We start from the raw sequence: 21,264 nt of genomic DNA on the forward strand, positions 1-21,264 counted from the left end.
AAGTATAAAATGCATTTCTTAGTAAAGAAACTGTTTTTCAAGCTCATATTTTATAAAAAAATTGATATTAATCTTAAGCCTGTATTATGCTTTTAAAGATTCACAAAATTCATAGACGAAAAAAAAGTAAAAGATAGAACAGTGCTATAATAAAGGATTTCTCTTAAAGAAGGATAATAAAGATAAACTCTTAATAATTTCAATTATTCAACAAAGAATATAGATCTTACAAAAAGAGAAATATAGTAATTAAAAAAGAGGTATCCTGAATTCAGAATACCTCTTTACAATAGAAGTATAAAATTGAAATTAGACTCTTACCAACTAGTAGTCACTCTTAAATATCGCTGTCCATTTGCATATTTATCAATTAGAATTTTAACCGAATAAATTGCTGAGTTGCTGTTTTTTTTGATCGTTTTCAAGTCAACATCTAAATATTCCACTGGAACGTAATTGTTAATCAATGGTCCATCAGTACTAAAAAACTTCGTTTCATATTGTCCTAATCTTCGCAAGTTATAAAAAGGCCCTTCAAAGGTTGCTCGTGCTGAACTTTTCCCTCGGATCATATCATAGATAAGATCATTAATCTCATCTTCTCTCCATTTTTTTGCACCAAAAAGCCCTCCTTTTCTATAAGCCTGACCATAAATAACAGCATTAAATCGAATTCCAGCATTACCTTTTCTCTCATCTAGCGTAATCGTAGCCCTTTCAGGTCTTCCTCCGGTAGTAACTTCCGGAGTGCTAATTTGATATGATCCGTTATAGTTGCTTGTACTCGTCCCAGATTTCTTAACCAGATCATCATTTTCAGAAAATGTCGTATAAACTACTGTTTGCTTCGCAACCTTGTTGCTACTAAAATCCTTTGATAAAATGGCTTTATCCAATAAATCTTTATCAGTAATGGCTATTTTATAATCAGTTTTCTGTGTAAAGAAATAGACGCTATCACCAACCTGAACAGCTCCATCTTTACTTAATACCCTAGATAAGGTTGGATCAAAATCCCATGGGTTTTTATTATCATCCAATGTATCGGCACGATAGCTAACGAATTTTTTAGAAATGTCTTTAATATTTTGTTCCAATTGTTTAGGATCAATTTCATCAAACTTTGCCAAAGTAAGTTTAAACACTTGGTCGCTTTCAAATTTCAACATTCCCAAATTATTCATTTCTATCTTTTCAGGATTGCTACCACTATCTAAACCGATCTTTTCCTCTTTTTTGCTACAAGCAAACAAACTAACAGATGCTCCTAAACATAGCATCATTTTTGCAGAATTTTTCATTAAAATTATTTAAAATTTATATTATATTGTTAGAAATTATTTATGGTAATGTTTTAGTTAAATAATAAATATAAAAGAATTATTACATCAAAATAAAGATATTTAAAGCTAAGTAAAAATATATATACTTTAAAAGATAATGCAAATTTATAAAAATAATTTAAAGAAACAAATGATTTAAAAAAATTAAGAAACATTTATAAAAAAATTTAAAATAACGTTATTAATGAATAAAAAATTAAATAAAAAGAATTTAAACCATAAAATCAAACAAATAAACTACACATGATACGCATAGAGAAAATAAATCATCAATAACTTTCAATACACAATAAGAAAAAAGAATTATTTATATAAAAAATTTATTTTGCTATTTAAAAAAGAAATCAACAATCAGATAGGCTAACAAAATTTCACAAATAAGCAACAATATATTAATTTGATCATTAATCACTAGAATCTATACTACTCATAACAAGAAGGAAAAAGGACAAACAAGTTAAATAGTGTTAAACCCGAAAAATATCGCATAGATTGCTTCTTTTTTATTATTTTTGGGCAGTAAGTTTACTGGAGATGATTTCCCCAAATTAAACTATTGGGTTTATCCATGGTCTTAAAGTAAATTAGTGTTAAATAATATATTATAGTCTATAAAACTTTCAGAGAATATGAAAAAAATAGTTTTAGTAATAGCATTTGTCGTAGTTACCATATCAGCTACTTTTGCACAAAATTTTGCCTATGTTAATTCAGAATATATTTTAAAGCATATCCCTGAATATACAGCCGCACAAAAACAGTTAGATGATCTTTCTCAAAAATGGCAACAAGAGGTAGATCAACAATATGCTGAAATAGAAAAAATGTATAAAGCTTATCAGAATGATCAAGTTTTACTAAATGAAGATATGCGCAGACGTCGCGAAGATGAAATCGTGAAAAAAGAAAAAGAAGTAAAAGATTATCAAAAACAAAAATTTGGTTTTGAAGGCGAGTTATTTAAACAGCGTCAGCAACTGGTTCAACCTATACAACAACGCGTGTCTAAAGCAATTCAAGATGTAGCGCAATCACAAGGATTCGATCTTGTATTAGATAGAGGTCAAGAAGTAACATTCCTATATGCAAATCCAAAATTGGATAAAAGTAATGACGTCATTATTAAATTAGGATTAAAACCTAATTCAGCACTTGCAAACTAAATATTAGTTTATTAATATTGCGAGAACAAATACCAGTAGTAGTAAGTATTAAATTAGAAACACAAAAATTTGTCTCATTATAATTTGAAGAGACGATTTAAGATTAAAATGAAAAGAATGAGAAATTTATTTAAAGGTGCTATTGCATTTGTAGCAGTTATTTTCGCTACTCAGTTAGCTCAGGCACAACAAAAAATTGGTCACGTTAATTTAGCTGAAGTAATTCAGGCAACACCAGAATTCAAAACAGCGGAAGGCCAATTGAAAACTTTAAGCGACGGAAAAACAAAAGAGCTTCAAGATATGTATGCGATGTATCAAACGAAACAAAAAGAAGCAAATGATAAAGCACGTAACAGAAGCGAAGCAAACAAAGAGACTGTTGATGTTGAATTACAAAAATTAGGTACTGAACTACGCGATATTGAAACTCGTATCAACGAAAACCAACGTGTTGCTCAAGAAGAATTAAACAAAAAAGAAGAAGAGTTGATTTCTCCTATTCATAGAAAAGTATCAGATGCACTTACTGCTGTATCTAAAGAAAAAGGATTTGCTTATGTTTTTGATATCTCAAGCACAAACATTCCTTATTTCCAAGGCGGAGATGATTTAACACCTGCTTTAAAAACAAAATTAGGTATTTCTGCAACAGCTGCTCCTGCAACTCCAGCAAAAAAATAATTAATTAAATCCTGAAATAAATTCAGGTTATAAAAAAACAGCAGTCCCTTCAAGGTCTGCTGTTTTTTTTATTACCTTACCTTACCTTACCTTACCTTACCTTACCTTACCTTACCTTACCTTACCTTACCTTACCTTACCTTACCTTACCTTACCTTACCTTACCTTACCTTACCTTACCTTACCTTACCTTACCTTACCTTACCTTACCTTACCTTACCTTACCTTACCTTACCTTACCTTACCTTACCTTACCTTACCTTACCTTACCTTACCTTACCTTACCTTACCTTACCTTACCTTACCTTACCTTACCTTACCTTACCTTACCTTACCTTACCTTACCTTACCTTACCTTACCTTACCTTACCTTACCTTACCTTACCATTTGTAGCTAATAAGCAATAGCAAACTGAAAATAGTAAATACCATCATAAAGATTGCTTAACACAATATATCTATCGTCAGAATTGAATACACACCCCAGCCCTACCTCCAAACCACAATGCCAAACTTATTTATTCAAAAAAGTCATTAATTTTTAAAAATTCTAAATAATATATTATGCATGCATAATATATTATTTATATTATATTTGTGTATACAGTGATAAAAAGATATGATTAACCAACTTATATTTACATTATGCTTTGTTAGCGCAATTATTCTGTTTGCAAAAAATGCTAGGCAGATTTATAAAAATATAAAAATAGGAAGAGCGCTTAATCGAAATGACAAACCTGCCGAACGTTTTAAAACCATGCTTTTGGTTGCATTTGGTCAAAAAAAAATGTTTAAGCGGATTATTCCCGCAATACTTCACCTTTTCGTTTATATCGGTTTTTGTATTATCAATATAGAGATGATTGAGATCGTAGTAGACGGCATATTTGGTACCCATCGTTTTTTATCATTTTTAGGAGGATTTTATAATTTCTTGATTGCCTCATTCGAATGGTTAGCTTTTGGTGTTCTGTTGGGCTGTATCATTTTCTTTATTCGCAGAAATGTCCTTCACTTAAAGCGCCTCAATAGCCCAGAATTAAAGAATTGGCCAAAAACAGATGCAAACCTTATTCTGATTACAGAAATTCTGTTAATGACAGCGTTTTTATTAATGAATGCCGCAGATCAAAAATTACAGCTCTATGGCGAATCACATTATATTATTGCCGGCTCATTTCCAATCAGTCAATATATAATTTCATTCCTACCTTCCGATCCATCTGCTCTGATATTGATTGAGCGGATCTGCTGGTGGTTCCACATTCTTGGAGTATTAGCTTTTCTTAATTATTTACCCTATTCAAAACACCTGCACATTTTGCTGGCATTCCCGAACACCTATTTTTCGAATTTAAAACCCAAGGGAGAATTAACGAATATGGAAAGTGTAACCAATGAGGTAAAAGCGATGTTAGATCCAACCTTCACCCCTCCTGTATCAGATCAACCTATTCGTTTTGGTGCAAAAGATGTTCAGGATTTAACATGGAAAAACTTATTGGATGCCTACACCTGTACAGAATGCGGACGATGCACATCCTCTTGTCCCGCAAATATAACAGGCAAATTGCTATCTCCAAGAAAAATCATGATGGACACACGCGATCGTCTAGATGAAGTCGGAAAAAATATTAAAGCCAATGGAAGCTTTGTAGATGATCAAAAATCTTTATTAGACACTTATATAACTCGTGAAGAATTATGGGCCTGCACAAGCTGTAATGCATGTGTAGAGCAATGTCCAGTGAATATCAATCCCCTTGAAATAATTATTGAATTGAGAAGGTTCTCTGTGATGGAAGAATCACAAGCACCTGCAAGCATTAATACAATGTTTGGAAATGTAGAAAATAACGGTGCACCTTGGAAATATTCACAAATGGATCGTGCAAACTGGACTTCTCAACAATAATGCTTTTTATAAAACGATAAAGATGGAAAAAGAATTACACGTCCCAACGATGGCCGAGTTAGTGGCTAAAGGTGAAACAGCAGATATTCTATTTTGGGTAGGTTGTGCCGGAAGTTTTGATGAAAGGGCTCAAAAGATAACCCGAGATATTTGCCGTATCCTACAGCATGTCGGAATCAAATACGCGATATTGGGAACAGAAGAAAGTTGTACCGGTGATCCAGCAAAACGTGCTGGCAATGAATTTCTATTTCAAATGCAGGCCATGATGAATATTCAGGTATTAGATGGCTATGAAGTAAAAAAAATAGTAACAGCATGCCCCCATTGTTTTAACACCCTTAAAAACGAGTATCCTGCACTTGGGGGGAACTACGAACTGATTCATCACACGCAATTGATTCAAAGTCTAATTGATGAAGGAAAACTGAAACCTGCAGACGGTCATATTTTTCAAGGCAAAAAGATCACTTACCATGATCCCTGCTACTTAGGGCGTGCCAATGAAGTTTACGAAGCACCCAGAAAAGTACTGGAAAGTCTAGATGCACAATTAATCGAATTAAAAAGATGTAAAAGCAATGGACTATGCTGTGGAGCTGGTGGCGGGCAAATGTTTAAAGAACCTGAGAAAGGCACAAAAGACGTCAATATAGAGCGCATAGAGGAAGTAATCGACAGCCAAGCTACGATTGTTGCCGCCGCCTGTCCATTCTGCATGACTATGCTTAAAGATGGAGTCAAAATTAAAGACAAAGAAACGGAAATAGAAGTATTAGATATCGCCGAAATAACGGTACGAGCTAATCGAATATAAAAAAAGGTCTGGAAAAATATCCAGACCTTTTTTTATCATCAATATGATGTACCCAGAAGCAGATTCGAACTGCCACACCCATACAGGCGCCACCCCCTCAAGATGGTGCGTCTACCAATTTCGCCACCTGGGCCTAATTTCAAAATGGTATCGCAAATTTAAACGTTTTTTTAAATTCTACAAGTATTTTTTACCTGTATATTCATTTTTATTTTTACCTCTTATTTTAGCAAATTCTTTTTTATCAAAGTATGGATAACCCCGTCAACTAATCCTACGCGAGGTACCATAATCTGCTTCAAGTGTCCATACTTCATGATAGTCATGAAAATTTCTGTCGCTGGGATAATGACGTCGGCACGATCATCATTTAATCCCAATAAAGTAATGCGTTCTTTTAAAGAATACGAAGTTAGATAATGATAAAGAGCCTTCAATTTTGCATAAGAAATAGGCTTATCACCTTTTTCATTTGCCAAGCGGGAAAGCTTATTGATATTACCGCCCGTTCCTATACCGTACACCTGCTTATACATTTTTGTATTAGTGGTTACCCATTCCTTAAGGTCATCCCAGGTCTCCTGTTCATCTTTGTTATCCAAAATACGGATTGTTCCTAAATTAAAAGATTTAGAATTCACCAATTTGGCATTTGCAAACAACGATAATTCAGTACTTCCACCGCCAACATCGATATACAAATAAACTTTATCCATATCCATCTTCGCTTCCAGATGGCTATTGTAAATTATCTCAGCTTCTTTGGTTCCATCAATAATAGCGATATCAATACCAATTTCACTTACCCTTTTCACAACCTCAGAACCGTTGGTTACATCACGCATCGCCGATGTAGCACATGCCATATAATCTTCAACATTATACACATCCATCAGTTCACGAAATGCACGCATAGTCTTTACTAAATTATCCGCTTTTTTAGGCGATAATTTTTGATGGATGAAAGCGTCATCACCAAGACGCAACGGCACCCTTAGTAGCGTATTCTTTTTAAAAGAAAAACCTTCTTTTTCTTGAACAATATCAGCAATTAAAAGTCTAACCGCATTGGAGCCGATATCTATCGCAGCATACCTCACATTAATACATTTAAAGTAAATAAAAATGAAATTGATTTCTTACTGAGAATGGATAAAATACTCCTTCACAATAAGCCTTCTTTAATTGTTTCGAAAATATAAATAATAAATGAAGACGAAGTGAAATTAGTGTTAAATAATTATGAACAAGATAATAATTTAACACTAAGTCGGTTATTCCAAAATTTCCAATTGCCAATAAATCTGTTCTTCCGTAACAAAATAAGCCTTATCGTTTCTTATTTGATCGTAAACAGCATCAAACAACAGCATATAATTACCTTTTAAAGCTTTTAATCGTTCTGAGACCATATTACCCTGCTCTAAGTAAGTAAGCAATCCTTCAGCATGTTCATTCTCTTCTCCATAATGCTCATCAATAGGACTAATACCATCAATCAGTTGATTCTCTTGCACGTCAGTACGATCCTTAACAAAGGTTCCTTGTGTACCATGGAGCAGAAAGCTGTACTGTGATTCTAAGACCAACATACTGACCGTGATAAATACGGTAAGACCATGATCAAAAGTCAATAGAAGTGTAGCAAAATCATCAACCTCAGAATCTTTACGATGTATAGATGTTCTTTTGACAGCAGTTAATGGCTTGCCAAATAAAGAGATCACCTGGTCCAGTAAGTGAGATCCCAGATCGAACAAAATTCCTGCGGCAGGACGCTTAGTTTCTTTAAAGACCTTCTGTCCAATCTCAGCTCGATAACGATCAAATCGTAAATGAAGTTCAACAGGTTCACCAACTTTACCACATTCCAAAACAGATTTTAGCGAATTAAAATCCGAATCAAATCTTCTGTTATGATAAGGTAACACAAACTTTCCAACCTTTCGTCCCAAATCAAATAATTCCTTTGCTTCTGATACCGTAGGCGCAAATGGCTTTTCAATCAGAACATGTTTTCCTGCCAGCAAAGCCTGCTTAGCTAAAGAAACATGGGTATCGTTTGGTGTATTGATAATGACAAGTTCAATTGCATCATCTGCGAGAAGCTCCTCAACACTATCATAACTGATAATCGAAGGATAATCTAATTGTGCTTTTTTAGTTGATCGCTCTACAACTGCCCGCAATTCAAAGCGATCACTATTGGCTATAAATGGCGTATGGAATACCCTTCCGGACATTCCATACGACAAAACACCTGTAATTATTTTATTTACAGTCATTAAAATAAGATTTTATTTAGTGATGTGCATGCTCATCTACTTTACCACCAGCAAGTTTATAAACCTCTTGAAGTTTTTCTAAGCTCTCATGTGAAAAGTGATTAACAGCAGCATTTGTATTGTGAGACTCTTTCGTCAATTTTTTATTTACTTCAGCTTGAATCTCAGCAACAAGATGAGTATAAGCTTTATCATTAAATGCTGCAGTACTGTCCGCACCTAAAGCAACTGGAGCTTGAAAAGCAGGAACACCTCTCATCGCATCATTAACATGAAGGCTCAATGCTAATGAATCCAACTGCGGAAGAATAGTACTATACGACTCTTGAATTTTTGCAGATAAAGCTTTCGTCTCTGCAGAAGTAGATTTTGACTCAGCAAATTTCGCCAAATTCATCAAATAGTTCCCTTGCTCACCCACAAACTTAAACATGGCATAAGCATCACCATCAGCCAAAGAAGCACGCGAATTTTTATATTGGTTATCCAAACCTGTTTGGTAGTTACAAGAAGCTAATAAAGAACTTCCACAAACTGCTACCGCTACAAATAACTTATTAAATTTCATATCAATTATATTAACAGCACAAAAATAATAAAATAAACGGGGTTCAAAACTCTAATTAAAAAAGAGTTGAACTTTATGCCACATTTCTACCGGCATTAACAACCCCATAAATTGTTCTGGCAATTAATTTAGCATAAGCTTCTCGCTTCTTTTCATCCAATTTACCCTCATTGATTACCTTGATAGCATAGTGTTGAATAATTAATAATGGCAACACAATATTCTCACGTGCCAATATGGATTCACGATCAATAGGGTAATTTTCCATTAATTTCGATGTATTGCTCAATTTTAACAAATACTCTTTGGTAATTAAAAACTCGGCATGCAACATCTTCCAAAACTCGCCATATTTCTCATCATATTGCATATAAGAAGTAATATCAAAGTTCGATTTGGTCATGGACATCATACAGTTATCAATTAAAGTCTGAAAGAAACCAGAAGATAAATATAACTGTTGAACATCTTTCCAAAGATTATTTTGTTCCGCCCATTTCAATGCTGTACCGACACCATAAAAACCGGGTATATTTTGTTTCAATTGACTCCAGGCAGTTACGAAACTGATAGCACGAAGGTCTTTAAGCTTCAGCTCCTTATCCGAATTTCTTTTAACTGGACGACTACTGATATTGATAGAGGAAAGCGCTTTTAAAGGTGATAAATTTTCTAAATAGCTTAAGAATAAAGGATTCTTACGTAAATCCATAAACTTATTATAGCTGAGATCTGCCAATTTATCCACAATACCTTTCTGATGCGGCGTTAAAGTATCACCCGACCTTTGTTTAAGATCTGAAATAATCCCAGCATGAAGTAATTGTTCGATATTAAATCGTGCTGTATCTAGAGAACCGTATTGACTACTTATAGTTTGTCCCTGAATAGTTAATTGAATATGATCATTAGCAATTTCTTCCCCCATTGATGCATAGAAACGTTGCGTTTTACCCCCACCTCTCGCAGGCGGACCACCACGACCATCAAAAAATACGAGATCCACATCATATTCTCGAGCAATAGCGGTTAATTCAATTTTAGCACTATAAATAGACCAGTTAGCCATCAAATAACCACCGTCTTTAGTACTGTCAGAATAACCAAGCATAATTGTTTGCTTATTTCCTCTCAATTTAAGATGCTTGGCATACTCCTTATTCGTATAAAGTGATTTCATCACATCAGCAGCACGCGTCAAATCATCAACAGTTTCAAATAGAGGTACAAAATCAATAGTTAAAGTATCTTTCTTCCAGCCAGACCAGAGAAATAACTGTCGTAATCCCAAAATATCGCTCGCTTGCTGACAATTACTGATGATAAATCGCTGTGCAGCACGCTCAGATCCTGATTTTTGAATATCTTTCAGTAAACGAATAACTTGTAAAGTATCAACTTCCAATGCGGTAGCCTCTTCATCAAACGCTAGATCTAACTCTTTAAAATCAATAGCAGTCTGTTTATCTACTTCAGATAACGATGAGAAATCAGCTGAAATACCAGTTTCTTCCGGATATTTCTTAATGATATATTCAAAAGTTTGAGTCAGAATACTACTGTCCTGACGAATATCAAGCGTGGTAAAGAAACAACCGAAGGTCATTACTTTGCGTAACAAATCGTCAACAATCTCAACAAAAAGATTATTATGGTCCTCTTTAAGCACAACTTGAATAGCTTTTAGATTTTCAACAATCTGTGCTGTTTCATCAACAGGATTCTCAACAGGGTTAAAACTATTTTCATAAAACAGTTCCTGCAGATTATCCATATATTTTTCAACCCCTCTAAATGTAATGCGACGTTTTACAACTCTAAAATCCCTATAATAACAGCGAAATAAGATTGTCCTTAAAAGTGTCGCTACCTTTTTAGTACTTTCAGCACTTACATTAGGGTTACCGTCACGATCTCCCCCCGGCCAGAAACCCAGTTCAATCAATTGCCTAACCTCTTCCGTCTCTATACCTAGCTCATCATCAATATATGTCTGGATTTCAGAAGCAACCTTGTAAAAAACATTTTCCAAAAACCAAGCTAAACTAATAGCTTCATCAACTGGAGTTGGCTTATTGTTATTAATAAATGGTGTTTTACCTAACTGTTGTAATAATAAATGAATATTGTGAATATCATTCTCCTTAATCGCTCCAATTAAATCATTGATAATCGATAGAACAGTCCCAGGATAAAACTGAGTTGGATGAGCCGTTAACACAAGACGAACCGAAAAATCTTTCAATTTACCAACTATCTTACGCTTTAATTCCGGATTTATTTCAGAAGATTTAATTAAAGACCCAAGCTGTGAAGATTGATCAGTCTTGCCGATCGCTTTAAATGAAGAATCTTCAATAGCATCAAAAAGAACCACCTGTCTTTCTATATATTGCACAAATCGAAATAATAGATCGACCTGAGTTTGTTCATCCGAATAAAGCTCATGCTGCACAAAGAAAGAATTGATAATTTCCTCTGGAGTTTGATGTTTCTCAACACCCTTCTCACAATGTTGGGCAAAAAAAGGTAACAAGGTACCAGTATCCTTCACTTGCTGGAAGGGCAGTGTTAAAAATAGACTTTTAAAAAGTTCAAATCGCGTCAAAACTTCGTTTTGAAAAACGGCTTCTTTTGTACTCAATTTCATATTATAGAAAAAACAAATTGTCGTTAATGGAGAATGTTTGAATAAGATCAAACATTCAAATATATAAAATTAATATTCAAATAATCATTTAAATGAAAAATAGATAATAATAACATTGTAATATTACAATATTATTAAGAACAAAAACCTTTTGCCATTTGTTATATTATTTTACATCATTCAACAAATAGCGAAATGGGAAAACTATATACAGCAGAAGTTACCGCAACAGGCGGACGTAATGGCGAAGTGAAATCTTCAGATGGAATAATTGATTTAATCGTTAAAAAACCAACAGCAATGGGAGGTGAAGGTAATGCCACCAACCCTGAGCAATTATTTGCGGCAGCATGGAGTTCATGCTTTTTAGGTGCCGTAGCTGCAGTAGGAGAAAAAGATCATGTTGACATGACAGATGCTACCGTAACCGTTAGAGCTTCATTTAATGAAGAAAACAATGCATTCTTTATCTCAGCTGAAATTGATTTGCACATTCCCACATTAAGTGCATCAGAATCTCAAAAGCTTGCCGAAAAAGCACATCGTGTATGCCCTTATTCGAAAGCGACCAAAGGAAATATAGAAACCAAAATAACTGGAATTTAGATTCTTGTATTTAAATATTAACAGGCTATGCTTTTACAATAAAAAGCATAGCTTTTCCTATTCAATCTTGTATATTTGTTTGTATTCGATATTATGAAGCAGACACAAGAGATAAAGAGTTTTTTTTATAGCCAATATTTCGCAGATGGTATTAGGATAACCATTGGGTGCATAGTTCCTGTCATTATTTTTGCCGCCATGGGTCAATTCATAAATGGTACATATGTGTCATTAGGAGCCTTATTGGTCGGATTATCAGACACGCCCGGTGCCCCTTCCCATCGCCGTACCGGAATGTATTTTGCAGGTATATTAACCATCATTACCTTTATACTTACTGTTTCCGTAAACGCTAATATCTATTTATTGACCATACTCATTGCGGCATTATGTTTTATCTTCGCAATGTTTGCAGTTTTCAATGCCCGAGCTGCGAATGTAGGATTAATGTGTATGCTAATGATGTTGATACATGTCGATACGCCATTTACCCTATTTAGTGCCCTATCATATCTATTTTACTATAGTATCGGATGCCTCTGGTATATCATCATCAGCCTATCCATCACGCAGATTCGTCCATACAGATTAACACAGCAGGAACTCGCAGAATCCATTCGTCATGTTGCCGATTACCTCAGATTAAAGGCTAATTTTTATGATATCAATGTAGATAATGATAAGAATTATCTTAAACTTATCGAAAAACAAGTAGAAGTAAATGATCATCAGGAAAATGTAAGAAACTTACTTTTTCAAAGTAAGCGATCCATAAAAGATACCACCAAAACGGGCCGCTATCTAACCTTTGTCTTCAATGATATCATTGACCTTTTTGAACAAAGTATGGCGACACATTATGACTATAACACCGTCAGTGAAAAATTTGGTCATACCGGTATTTTGAACGAATTCAAACATATCATTTTAAAACTGACGAATGAGCTCGATCACATTGCATATCAACTCAATGCCAACAGAATGCCGAAACCTATGTACAACTTTGATCAAGAGATCAATTTATTACATAAAAAAATTGATACTGTTGAAAAAGAGCTTCAATACAGTACGATTGCCTTAAGGAAGATTTTAATAAATGTCCGAGATATCATCAGACATATTAATGATATCTACAGCTATTCCCATTTAAAATCTACAGAAGTTAATAAAATGGAAATTGACGAAGCAAAAAAATTTATAGAACCTTCGATCATTGATTTTAAAAAAATAAGAGAAAATTTAACCCTAGAATCTACTTATTTTAGACACGCATTACGCATGGCTATTGTCATGTCTGTTTCTTATTTTGTAGCCAAATCATTTCATATAACTGAAAATATCTTTTGGATACTTTTGACGATTATGGTGATTTTAAAACCTGGTTTTGGCTTAACAAAATCAAGAAATATACAGCGTCTCATGGGAACCGTAATCGGCGGTCTTATTGGCGCTCTTATTTTATTCGTAGTTCACGATGAAACAATTCGCTTTGTTTTGCTTATTTTTTTCTTCTTAAGTGCATACAGTCTTTTTCGGGTCAATTATATCGTTGCTGTTATTTTTATGACGCCCTATGTACTCATTATGCTAAGTTTTGTAAGTACAAATACCATGGAGGTAACAAAAGAGCGTATTTTAGATACTTTCATAGGTGGCATGATTGCATTTTTGTCCAGTTATGTCATTTTCCCCAATTGGGAAGCGACGCAGGTCAAATTCTCCATGCAAAAACTACTTATCGCAAGCTATCACTATATAGCACTAACTTTAAAAGAAATCGCAGGAAATGAGCCCACTATTACAGAATACAAACTGGTAAGGAAAAAACTTTATGTTGAAACAGCCAATATGGGGTCAACCTTTCAACGCATGTTAACGGAACCAAAAAATAAACAGAAATACACAAAAGATGTAAACAAGTTTGTTATTTTTAACCATGTTTTAGCCTCGTTTGCAGTTACCCTGCATAATCAGGTTACATCCTCAAGAGTCAACCACACAATAACAAAAGAACATATTAAATTGATCCGTAAAATATTAAGTTCTTTAGAAACGGCTATCAAAGCATTGGCCAACCCCAATGAAGAAAATCAATTTATACCTGTAGATTTTCAAATACCAGAAAATCAAATATCAGTTGATGAAACGGTAGATGAAAACAGTACTTTAATGACCGAACAACTTCAATTTATTACTAAAATTGTTGCAGACATAGCTAAATTGGTACAGCAATTAAAAGAAAAAACAAGCGCTGAGATCGACCCCATGTTAAACAATAAAATGCATTAATTTTCATACAACAAGCAACTATGCACGATAATTATTACGATATCATCATTGTAGGCGGAGGACCAATTGGACTGGCCTGTGCTTTAGAAGCATCTTTAAATAACAAGACATACCTGATCCTGGAGAAAGGATGTTTGGTGAACTCGTTATATAATTATCCGCAGAATATGACTTTCTTCTCCTCTTCTGACCGCTTAGAAATTGGCGACATCCCATTTGTAACCACCTTACCTAAACCAAAAAGAGCAGAAGCATTAGAATATTATCGCCGCATCCAGCAGAAATTTAAGCTCAATACCCGATTATTCGAAGAAGTAACTGAAATAAGAAAAGATCACCATCTTTTCAAAATCAATACGATAAAAAACACCTACAGTTCGAAAAATGTCATCATTGCTACTGGGTTTTACGACATCCCCACGCTACTTAATATTCCAGGTGAGGAATTAGAAAAAGTAAAACATTATTATCAGGATCCGCACTATTATGCCAATCAAAAAGTAATTGTAGTTGGAGCAAGCAATTCATCAATTGATGCCGCACTTGAGACTTATAGAAAAGGCGCAGACGTTACGCTCGTGATTCGCGGGAAAGAAATTAGTCCAAGAGTAAAATATTGGGTCAAACCAGATATTGAAAACAGAATCGCCTCCGGCGAAATACGTGTACTATATAATAGCAAATTAAAAGAGATCACAGATTCGCACGCACACGTCCATACCCCAACAGGCGATATCATACTAGAAAATGATTTTGTTTTGGCCCTGACAGGATATCAGCCAAATTTCAACTTTCTTAAAAAAATCGGTATTTATATTCCCTCCGAATCACCCTGTCTTCCTGAACATGATCCTGATAGTATGGAAACAAATATTGATGGGTTGTATCTTGCAGGAGTGGTCTGCGGAGGTTTAAATACTCATTTATGGTTCATTGAAAATTCACGAATACACGCAAAACAAATTTTAGCAGATATCAAGAAGAAAGAAATGAGAGAATAATTTACTTTCTTAAACCTCTCAAAAATATTTGCATCATCTTCTTCTGCAAACTTAATATCACATCAAATTCATCCTTGGTCGGAAACAGCATATTCTTCATATCTTTCAATATTCCCATTCTCATTCCAAACAAAGAATATAATAAAATGCGGGCAGTCTCTTCAACATCCTCTACCTCGATTTTATCAGTTTCAACACCTATTTCTAATATTTCAGCAAAAAGATCAACCTCCCTTACATAAGATTCTTTGAAAACGCGTTCCAGTTCTTCAGGAAGTTCTTTGACCATATTGATCGTATATTCAAAAAGATTATAATATTGATTAATTAGTTCAACTCTTTTATCGATGGTATACATCATGATTTCTTCAAAATCATCACAGGTGTTGATCTTCTCTCTAATATCCTGCACCATCTTATCAATCACATACTCGAATACAGCAGAATAAAGACTATTCTTATCTGGAAAATAATAATAAAGAAGTGCTTTTGAAAAGTTCAGATCAGTTGCAATTTCGGACATGGTTGTTTTGGCCATACCAAAATGAGCAAATCTACGCGTTGCTGCCTCTAAAATCCTTGTCCTCTTTAAATCTGCATTTGCCATCAATTCAAAAATTAATTACACATAATAACTGCTTTGTACTATCTTTACTAACTATTATATAAAGATAATTTATTTTTTTGAATTTTTGAAAAAACTAGTCAACAATGGGTATAAATATACAGTCAGATATCTCTTTAAAAAAATATAACACATTCGGCATTACTGAAGTTGCTTCACATTTCATTGAAATAACAGAACCCACTCAGTTATTAAGCGCTTATGAAGCCGGAATATTTGAAAAAGATTTCTTGACATTGGGAAGTGGAAGCAATATTTTATTTACCCAACCATACGCAGGTTATATCATTAAAATCAACATTAAGGGGATTACAGCAAAACCGCATCAGAACGACATTTTTATCACCGCTGCAGGTGGTGAAATATGGAATGAACTCGTTTGGTTCTGTGTCAATAACAATTATAGTGGTTTAGAAAACATGGCTCTAATTCCTGGAACAGTGGGCGCTTCTCCAGTTCAAAACATAGGCGCATACGGCACCGAGCTTATGGACATTTTTTACAGTTGTATTGCTTTCGACACATTAGAAGGAGTGTTTAGAATATTCTATAATGAAGATTGCAAATTTTCTTACCGGGATAGTATTTTCAAATCAGAACAAAAAGGACGATATATAATTACAGAGGTTACTTACAAAGTTAATTCTTCTCCATCAATAAATACCTCTTATGGAGCCATAAGTGCCGAACTAAAAAAAAGAAATATAAGTGATCCTACCATAAAAGATATTGCGGAAGTGGTATCCTTTATTCGAGTTGAAAAATTACCTGATCCAAGTACGGTAGGCAATGCCGGAAGCTTTTTTAAAAACCCGATTATTTCATTAAATAAATATCAGGGATTAAAAGAACTCTATCCAGATATAGTCAGTTACAACATGCCCGATGGTGGTGTAAAGTTAGCTGCAGGCTGGTTAATAGAGCAATGCGGATGGAAAGGGAAAGTGATCGGCCAGGCAGGTGTATGGAAAAATCAAGCACTTGTACTAATAAATGTACAATCTGCAAGCGGAACTGAAATTTTTGAATTATCGTCTAAAATAATAAACGATGTTGATCAAAAATTCAATGTAAAGTTAGAACGTGAAGTAAATATTTTTTGATTTTTAATAAAAAAATATTTTAAAAATAGCTTTATAAAAATGGTCATTTAAAGCTTCTGGCTAGGCGTTTTACACAAAATAACATTTCTATAGACGAAACTTCCTGTTAAATATTTATTAAATTTATATCAATTCTCAATAATTAGCATACTATTTGCGATTAGTCTACTGAACCGTATTAAAATCGCTGAGGAATCAACATTTCAATTTCTCACTCAGTGTTTTGTAAACCATTCATTTTAAAGTGAATAAAAATTCAGTGATATGACTAAGTATGAATTCAACTCGTTAGTGGTAGAGCAGTCAGACTCTCTAAAACACTATGCAAAGAAGTTTACAAATGATAACGAAGATGCTAACGATTTAGTGCAGGACACTCTGCTTAAGGCTGTTACATATTTCAACAACTTCAGAGAAGGAACCAATCTTAAAGGATGGTTATATACTATTATGAAAAATACATTCATTAACAATTACCGCAGAATTGTTAAAACGAATTCTTTCATAACAAAAGAAGAAGAAATTTCAAATGCAAACTTGATCTTATCAGCATCAAAAAATCAAGGTGAAAACAAATTTGTCATGGAAGACATCCATGATGCGCTTTCAAAATTATCGGAAGACTACTACGTTCCATTCAGCATGTATTTCGAAGGCTATAAATACCATGAAATTTCAGAATATTTAGCAATCCCAATTGGTACTGTAAAAACCCGGATACATATCGCCCGCAAAGTAATGAAGAAATCATTATCCACATATAAACTTATCGACTAAGTTTTTTATAACTTCGTCCTATGGACAATCATGAGGAGTTAACGGTATATTCTAAATCAAAACTTGCTTTACGAAATGGGCAAGATAAGCCTGAAATATGGGTTGCTTTTCAGGGCATTATATATGATGTTACAGAAAGTCGATTATGGAGGTCCGGAAAACATTACGAACATTGGGCAGGTCAAGACCTAACTGAGGAGCTTTCAGAAGCTCCTCACTCAGATCAAGTATTTAAAAAATTTCCTATAATAGGAAAGATCGGATAATTAGATATCAAATTTAGATAAAGCAACAAAGGCTTTTAATCGAGCTTCAATCTCGTCTTGCGTTAACGTTTGCAAACGCTCCGTACCGAATTTCTCAACACAGAATGATGCTAACGCCGATCCATAGATAACCGCATTTTTCATATTGGTAAAGTTAATCGTTTTTACCTTCGCCAGATATCCTATAAAGCCACCAGCAAATGCATCACCAGCACCTGTTGGATCGAATACTTCTGCCAGTGGTAATGCTGGTGCAGAGAAAATTTGTCCTTCACCAAACAATAATGCACCATGCTCACCTTTTTTAATAATCAAATATTTAGGTCCCATCTCAAGAATAGTTGCGGCAGCTTTCACCAACGAATATTCACCAGATAATTGACGCGCTTCACCATCGTTGATTGTCAAAACATCAACATGCTTCAACACCGCTTTCAAATCATCCATCGCGATATCCATCCAGAAGTTCATGGTATCCAAAACAACCAATTTAGGTTTGTTCTTTAAACGATTTAAAGTAGTCATCTGAATCTGAGGAGTAGCATTGCCTAATAGCAAGAACTCACAATCCTGGTAGCTCTCAGGAATAATCGGATCAAAGTCAGCTAATACATTCAATTCTGTAGTGATTGTATCACGGCTATTCATATCATTATGATACTTACCTGCCCAGAAAAATGATTTTCCACCTTCAATAATCTGAATCCCCTCTACATTTACACCTTTACTCGTAATGATATGTAAGTTATCATCACCAAAATCTTCACCGATTACACCTACTAATTTCACCTGGTCATATAAAAAAGACGCAGAAAGAGCTGCAAAAGTACCTGCTCCGCCAACAATTTTATCTGTTTTACCAAAAGGCGTTTCGATAGCGTCGAATGCTACCGTGCCCATTACTACTAAACTCATAGTATATAAATAAATAACTGTAAACAAAAAAAACCGGCTATAAAGCCGGTTTCACCTAACGCTCCTGAAGCTGGGCTCGAACCAGCGACCCTCTGATTAACAGTCAGATGCTCTAACCAGCTGAGCTATTCAGGAATCTTCATAAGAAAGATGACTATATATCTTTCTCTTTTGATGCCACAAAAATAGCTAAATCCAACGTATTTCCAAATCTTTTTTAAAGATTTTTTACTTTTTTTTCATCTAAATATTCATCATATTTAGATTATCAAATTGTAGCGATTGAAAACAAGGCAATTACATAGCTTAACCATCACTATAAATTTCTTACATAACCGATTTTCATGAATAAACCACTTTTAAAAACAATCACATTGCTTTTATTTGCTCCTATGCTGTTCAGCTGCAGTAAAAAAAATCTAGAGGAAGAAAAGCCAAAGGAGAATATTGTAGAACCAGAACCTGAAAAAAAAGTCAGTCGCGTAGATCGATTAGCTGACTCACTATTCTACTATGCACAGGACATTTATTTCTGGAACGACCAATTACCCACGTATGAAGTATTTAATCCGAGACAATTTAGCAAAGGAAGCGTCGAATTCAATAGCTTGAATAAAGTACTATTCAATATTACTAGATATGGTACAAACCCTGCTACTGGAAAACCCTATGAATACAATGAAATCGATAATAACGATACAAAATACAGTTACATCGACAAAGAAAGCTACGATGGAAGTAAATCATTCATTAAAAAAAATGAATTGTCAAACCTCGATTTAGAAGGAAATGGAGACGATTTAGGTCTGAAGATAGGTCTATACGGGGTCGAGCAGAATTACAAGATCCTAGTTCAATTGACTTATCCTGGATCACCAGCTGCAATTTCGGGATTACAACGTGGAGATATCATCACCGAAATCAATGGAGTTAAGTATGGCACCAATTTCAATCATGAAGTACCCTCCTTAAGCAACGCGCTTTTTGAAAGCCAATCTGCAATTATTAAAGGAAAAAAAAGTAGCGGTACCCCATTTGAGATAACTTTGAACAAAATAAAATATCAAACAAAATCAGTCATTAAAGACAGCATATATTTAGATAAAACAAAAAAGGTTGGCTATTTTGTTTTCAATTCCTTCTCCAAACTAAGCCACACCCAAGCCGATTTAACGGCAACCTTTAATAAATTTCAGCACGCCGGTATTACAGATCTCATAATTGATTTGCGCTACAACGGAGGTGGGTATATCAATACTGCCGAATTTCTTGCCAATAAAATAGCTCCCAATTCATTAAATGGGAAAGTTATGTTTACTGAAAACTTCAACAGCACCATGCAAAACAATAAAACAAAATATTTAAAGAACTTGAGCCTTGAAACGACAAACAGTAAGGGCGAGAAAGTTAAGGTCAGATACACCGATTTAGATTACAGTATTTCGGGGAATACATTCAAATTCAACCCTACAGGTAATATAAATATCAATACCCTTGTATTTATTGTAACAGAAAATACAGCCTCAGCAAGTGAGTTATTGATCAATATATTTAAACCACATCTAACCGTAAAAATCGTGGGAGCAAAAACCTATGGAAAACCAATTGGTTTTTTCCCCTTGACAATCGGCGGTTATGATGTCTATTTCAGTATGTTTGAATCACGAAATGCATCAAATGAAAGCGATTATTATAACGGTATATCCGTTAACAAATCAAGTAACGATGACGCCTACTACCCTTTCGGCAATTTAAATGAACAATCGTTTAAAGCCGCATATGATTACATCGTAACAGGAAACTTTTCGAATAGTACATCTATGCTCTCCGGTAAAGCATCGGGTTCAAACCAACTTCAAAAATTAAAAGCGCTCTCTCCTCCTCAATTTAAAGGAATGATTGAAAACAGAATCAAATCACACTAAACGCAAAAAGCCTTTCCAAACTGGAAAGGCTTTCATTTGCTCCTGAAGCTGGGCTCGAACCAGCGACCCTCTGATTAACAGTCAGATGCTCTAACCAGCTGAGCTATTCAGGAATCATTCAAGAGTATATTACTATAGCTCTTTGGTTATTTAAGAATTTGCATTCTTATCTCTTAAATACATTCAATCTAGACTTTCGATTGAATCACGATTTTACTATCTAAAATCGTTTTGCTCCTGAAGCTGGGCTCGAACCAGCGACCCTCTGATTAACAGTCAGATGCTCTAACCAGCTGAGCTATTCAGGAATCCGGTTAATTTTCCGAAGC

18 protein-coding genes and 4 tRNA genes are annotated in these 21,264 nt (G+C 34.4%); 11 read left to right on the forward strand and 11 right to left on the reverse strand.

Annotated elements, in window-relative coordinates:
• Nucleotides 1-317: 317 nt before the first annotated feature.
• Nucleotides 318-1,301 carry a hypothetical protein gene (locus FHR29_RS15280; protein WP_183915602.1) on the reverse strand — a complete coding sequence of 328 codons (984 nt, stop codon included), beginning with the start codon at nucleotides 1,299-1,301 and terminating at the stop codon, nucleotides 318-320.
• Nucleotides 1,302-1,972: 671 nt separating this feature from the next.
• Here FHR29_RS15280 and FHR29_RS15285 point away from each other — a divergent pair.
• The 4 genes from FHR29_RS15285 to FHR29_RS15300 all read left to right on the forward strand — a co-directional run bounded on the left by FHR29_RS15285 (nucleotide 1,973) and on the right by FHR29_RS15300 (nucleotide 5,925).
• A complete protein-coding gene (locus tag FHR29_RS15285) occupies nucleotides 1,973-2,506 on the forward strand; it encodes an OmpH family outer membrane protein (RefSeq protein WP_132844073.1) in 534 nt (177 codons plus the stop codon).
• Between the two features lie 117 nt (nucleotides 2,507-2,623).
• Nucleotides 2,624-3,190 carry an OmpH family outer membrane protein gene (locus FHR29_RS15290; protein WP_031287178.1) on the forward strand — a complete coding sequence of 189 codons (567 nt, stop codon included), beginning with the start codon at nucleotides 2,624-2,626 and terminating at the stop codon, nucleotides 3,188-3,190.
• Between the two features lie 619 nt (nucleotides 3,191-3,809).
• Nucleotides 3,810-5,108, forward strand: coding sequence for a (Fe-S)-binding protein (locus FHR29_RS15295; RefSeq protein WP_132772034.1), 1,299 nt, complete (start codon nucleotides 3,810-3,812; stop codon nucleotides 5,106-5,108).
• A gap of 22 nt (nucleotides 5,109-5,130) precedes the next feature.
• The gene (locus tag FHR29_RS15300) at nucleotides 5,131-5,925 is read left to right on the forward strand and encodes a (Fe-S)-binding protein (RefSeq protein WP_132844127.1); all 795 of its coding nucleotides are present in this window, start codon (nucleotides 5,131-5,133) and stop codon (nucleotides 5,923-5,925) included.
• A 49-nt stretch (nucleotides 5,926-5,974) separates the two neighbouring features.
• Here the strand turns inward: FHR29_RS15300 and FHR29_RS15305 are convergent.
• The 5 genes from FHR29_RS15305 to FHR29_RS15325 form a co-directional block, all read right to left on the reverse strand.
• A tRNA-Leu gene (locus tag FHR29_RS15305) sits at nucleotides 5,975-6,058 on the reverse strand.
• An 88-nt stretch (nucleotides 6,059-6,146) separates the two neighbouring features.
• A complete protein-coding gene (locus FHR29_RS15310) occupies nucleotides 6,147-7,025 on the reverse strand; it encodes an exopolyphosphatase (protein ID WP_183915603.1) in 879 nt (292 codons plus the stop codon).
• A 174-nt stretch (nucleotides 7,026-7,199) separates the two neighbouring features.
• Nucleotides 7,200-8,210, reverse strand: coding sequence for a Gfo/Idh/MocA family oxidoreductase (locus tag FHR29_RS15315; protein WP_183915605.1), 1,011 nt, complete (start codon nucleotides 8,208-8,210; stop codon nucleotides 7,200-7,202).
• Between the two features lie 16 nt (nucleotides 8,211-8,226).
• On the reverse strand, nucleotides 8,227-8,778 hold the full coding sequence (locus FHR29_RS15320) for a hypothetical protein (protein WP_132772038.1): 552 nt from the start codon (nucleotides 8,776-8,778) through the stop codon (nucleotides 8,227-8,229).
• Between the two features lie 73 nt (nucleotides 8,779-8,851).
• Nucleotides 8,852-11,428 carry a phosphoenolpyruvate carboxylase gene (locus FHR29_RS15325; protein WP_132772039.1) on the reverse strand — a complete coding sequence of 859 codons (2,577 nt, stop codon included), beginning with the start codon at nucleotides 11,426-11,428 and terminating at the stop codon, nucleotides 8,852-8,854.
• Between the two features lie 195 nt (nucleotides 11,429-11,623).
• On the opposite strand from FHR29_RS15325, the gene FHR29_RS15330 reads away from it, so the two are divergent.
• The 3 genes from FHR29_RS15330 (at nucleotide 11,624) to FHR29_RS15340 (ending at nucleotide 15,324) form a co-directional block, all read left to right on the forward strand.
• The gene (locus FHR29_RS15330) at nucleotides 11,624-12,034 is read left to right on the forward strand and encodes an organic hydroperoxide resistance protein (RefSeq protein WP_183915607.1); all 411 of its coding nucleotides are present in this window, start codon (nucleotides 11,624-11,626) and stop codon (nucleotides 12,032-12,034) included.
• A 93-nt stretch (nucleotides 12,035-12,127) separates the two neighbouring features.
• A complete protein-coding gene (locus tag FHR29_RS15335) occupies nucleotides 12,128-14,323 on the forward strand; it encodes an FUSC family membrane protein (RefSeq protein ID WP_221197860.1) in 2,196 nt (731 codons plus the stop codon).
• 20 nt (nucleotides 14,324-14,343) lie between these two features.
• Nucleotides 14,344-15,324, forward strand: coding sequence for a YpdA family putative bacillithiol disulfide reductase (locus FHR29_RS15340; RefSeq protein ID WP_183915609.1), 981 nt, complete (start codon nucleotides 14,344-14,346; stop codon nucleotides 15,322-15,324).
• A gap of 1 nt (nucleotide 15,325) precedes the next feature.
• Here FHR29_RS15340 and FHR29_RS15345 read toward each other — a convergent pair whose 3' ends face one another.
• Complete coding sequence (locus FHR29_RS15345; protein WP_021191073.1) at nucleotides 15,326-15,931, reverse strand: TetR/AcrR family transcriptional regulator; 606 nt, start codon at nucleotides 15,929-15,931, stop codon at nucleotides 15,326-15,328.
• 104 nt (nucleotides 15,932-16,035) lie between these two features.
• On the opposite strand from FHR29_RS15345, the gene murB reads away from it, so the two are divergent.
• The 3 genes from murB to FHR29_RS15360 all read left to right on the forward strand — a co-directional run bounded on the left by murB (nucleotide 16,036) and on the right by FHR29_RS15360 (nucleotide 18,095).
• On the forward strand, nucleotides 16,036-17,052 hold the full coding sequence (gene murB, locus FHR29_RS15350; protein WP_132844079.1) for a UDP-N-acetylmuramate dehydrogenase: 1,017 nt from the start codon (nucleotides 16,036-16,038) through the stop codon (nucleotides 17,050-17,052).
• A gap of 264 nt (nucleotides 17,053-17,316) precedes the next feature.
• Nucleotides 17,317-17,829 (forward strand): RNA polymerase sigma factor, encoded by a 513-nt coding sequence (locus FHR29_RS15355; protein WP_021191074.1) that lies wholly within the window; start codon nucleotides 17,317-17,319, stop codon nucleotides 17,827-17,829.
• Between the two features lie 20 nt (nucleotides 17,830-17,849).
• On the forward strand, nucleotides 17,850-18,095 hold the full coding sequence (locus tag FHR29_RS15360; protein ID WP_021191075.1) for a cytochrome b5 domain-containing protein: 246 nt from the start codon (nucleotides 17,850-17,852) through the stop codon (nucleotides 18,093-18,095).
• Here FHR29_RS15360 and FHR29_RS15365 read toward each other — a convergent pair whose 3' ends face one another.
• On the reverse strand, nucleotides 18,096-19,010 hold the full coding sequence (locus FHR29_RS15365) for a PfkB family carbohydrate kinase (protein ID WP_132844081.1): 915 nt from the start codon (nucleotides 19,008-19,010) through the stop codon (nucleotides 18,096-18,098).
• Between the two features lie 61 nt (nucleotides 19,011-19,071).
• Nucleotides 19,072-19,145 (reverse strand) — tRNA-Asn (locus FHR29_RS15370).
• A 209-nt stretch (nucleotides 19,146-19,354) separates the two neighbouring features.
• On the opposite strand from FHR29_RS15370, the gene FHR29_RS15375 reads away from it, so the two are divergent.
• A complete protein-coding gene (locus tag FHR29_RS15375; RefSeq protein WP_183915612.1) occupies nucleotides 19,355-20,935 on the forward strand; it encodes a S41 family peptidase in 1,581 nt (526 codons plus the stop codon).
• A gap of 39 nt (nucleotides 20,936-20,974) precedes the next feature.
• Here FHR29_RS15375 and FHR29_RS15380 read toward each other — a convergent pair.
• Both FHR29_RS15380 and FHR29_RS15385 read right to left on the reverse strand, forming a co-directional pair.
• Nucleotides 20,975-21,048 (reverse strand) — tRNA-Asn (locus tag FHR29_RS15380).
• A gap of 121 nt (nucleotides 21,049-21,169) precedes the next feature.
• Nucleotides 21,170-21,243 (reverse strand) — tRNA-Asn (locus FHR29_RS15385).
• Between the last annotated feature and the right edge of the window lie 21 nt (nucleotides 21,244-21,264).

It is taken from the genome of Sphingobacterium sp. JUb56, assembly GCF_014191365.1.
Lineage (GTDB): Bacteria > Bacteroidota > Bacteroidia > Sphingobacteriales > Sphingobacteriaceae > Sphingobacterium > Sphingobacterium anhuiense.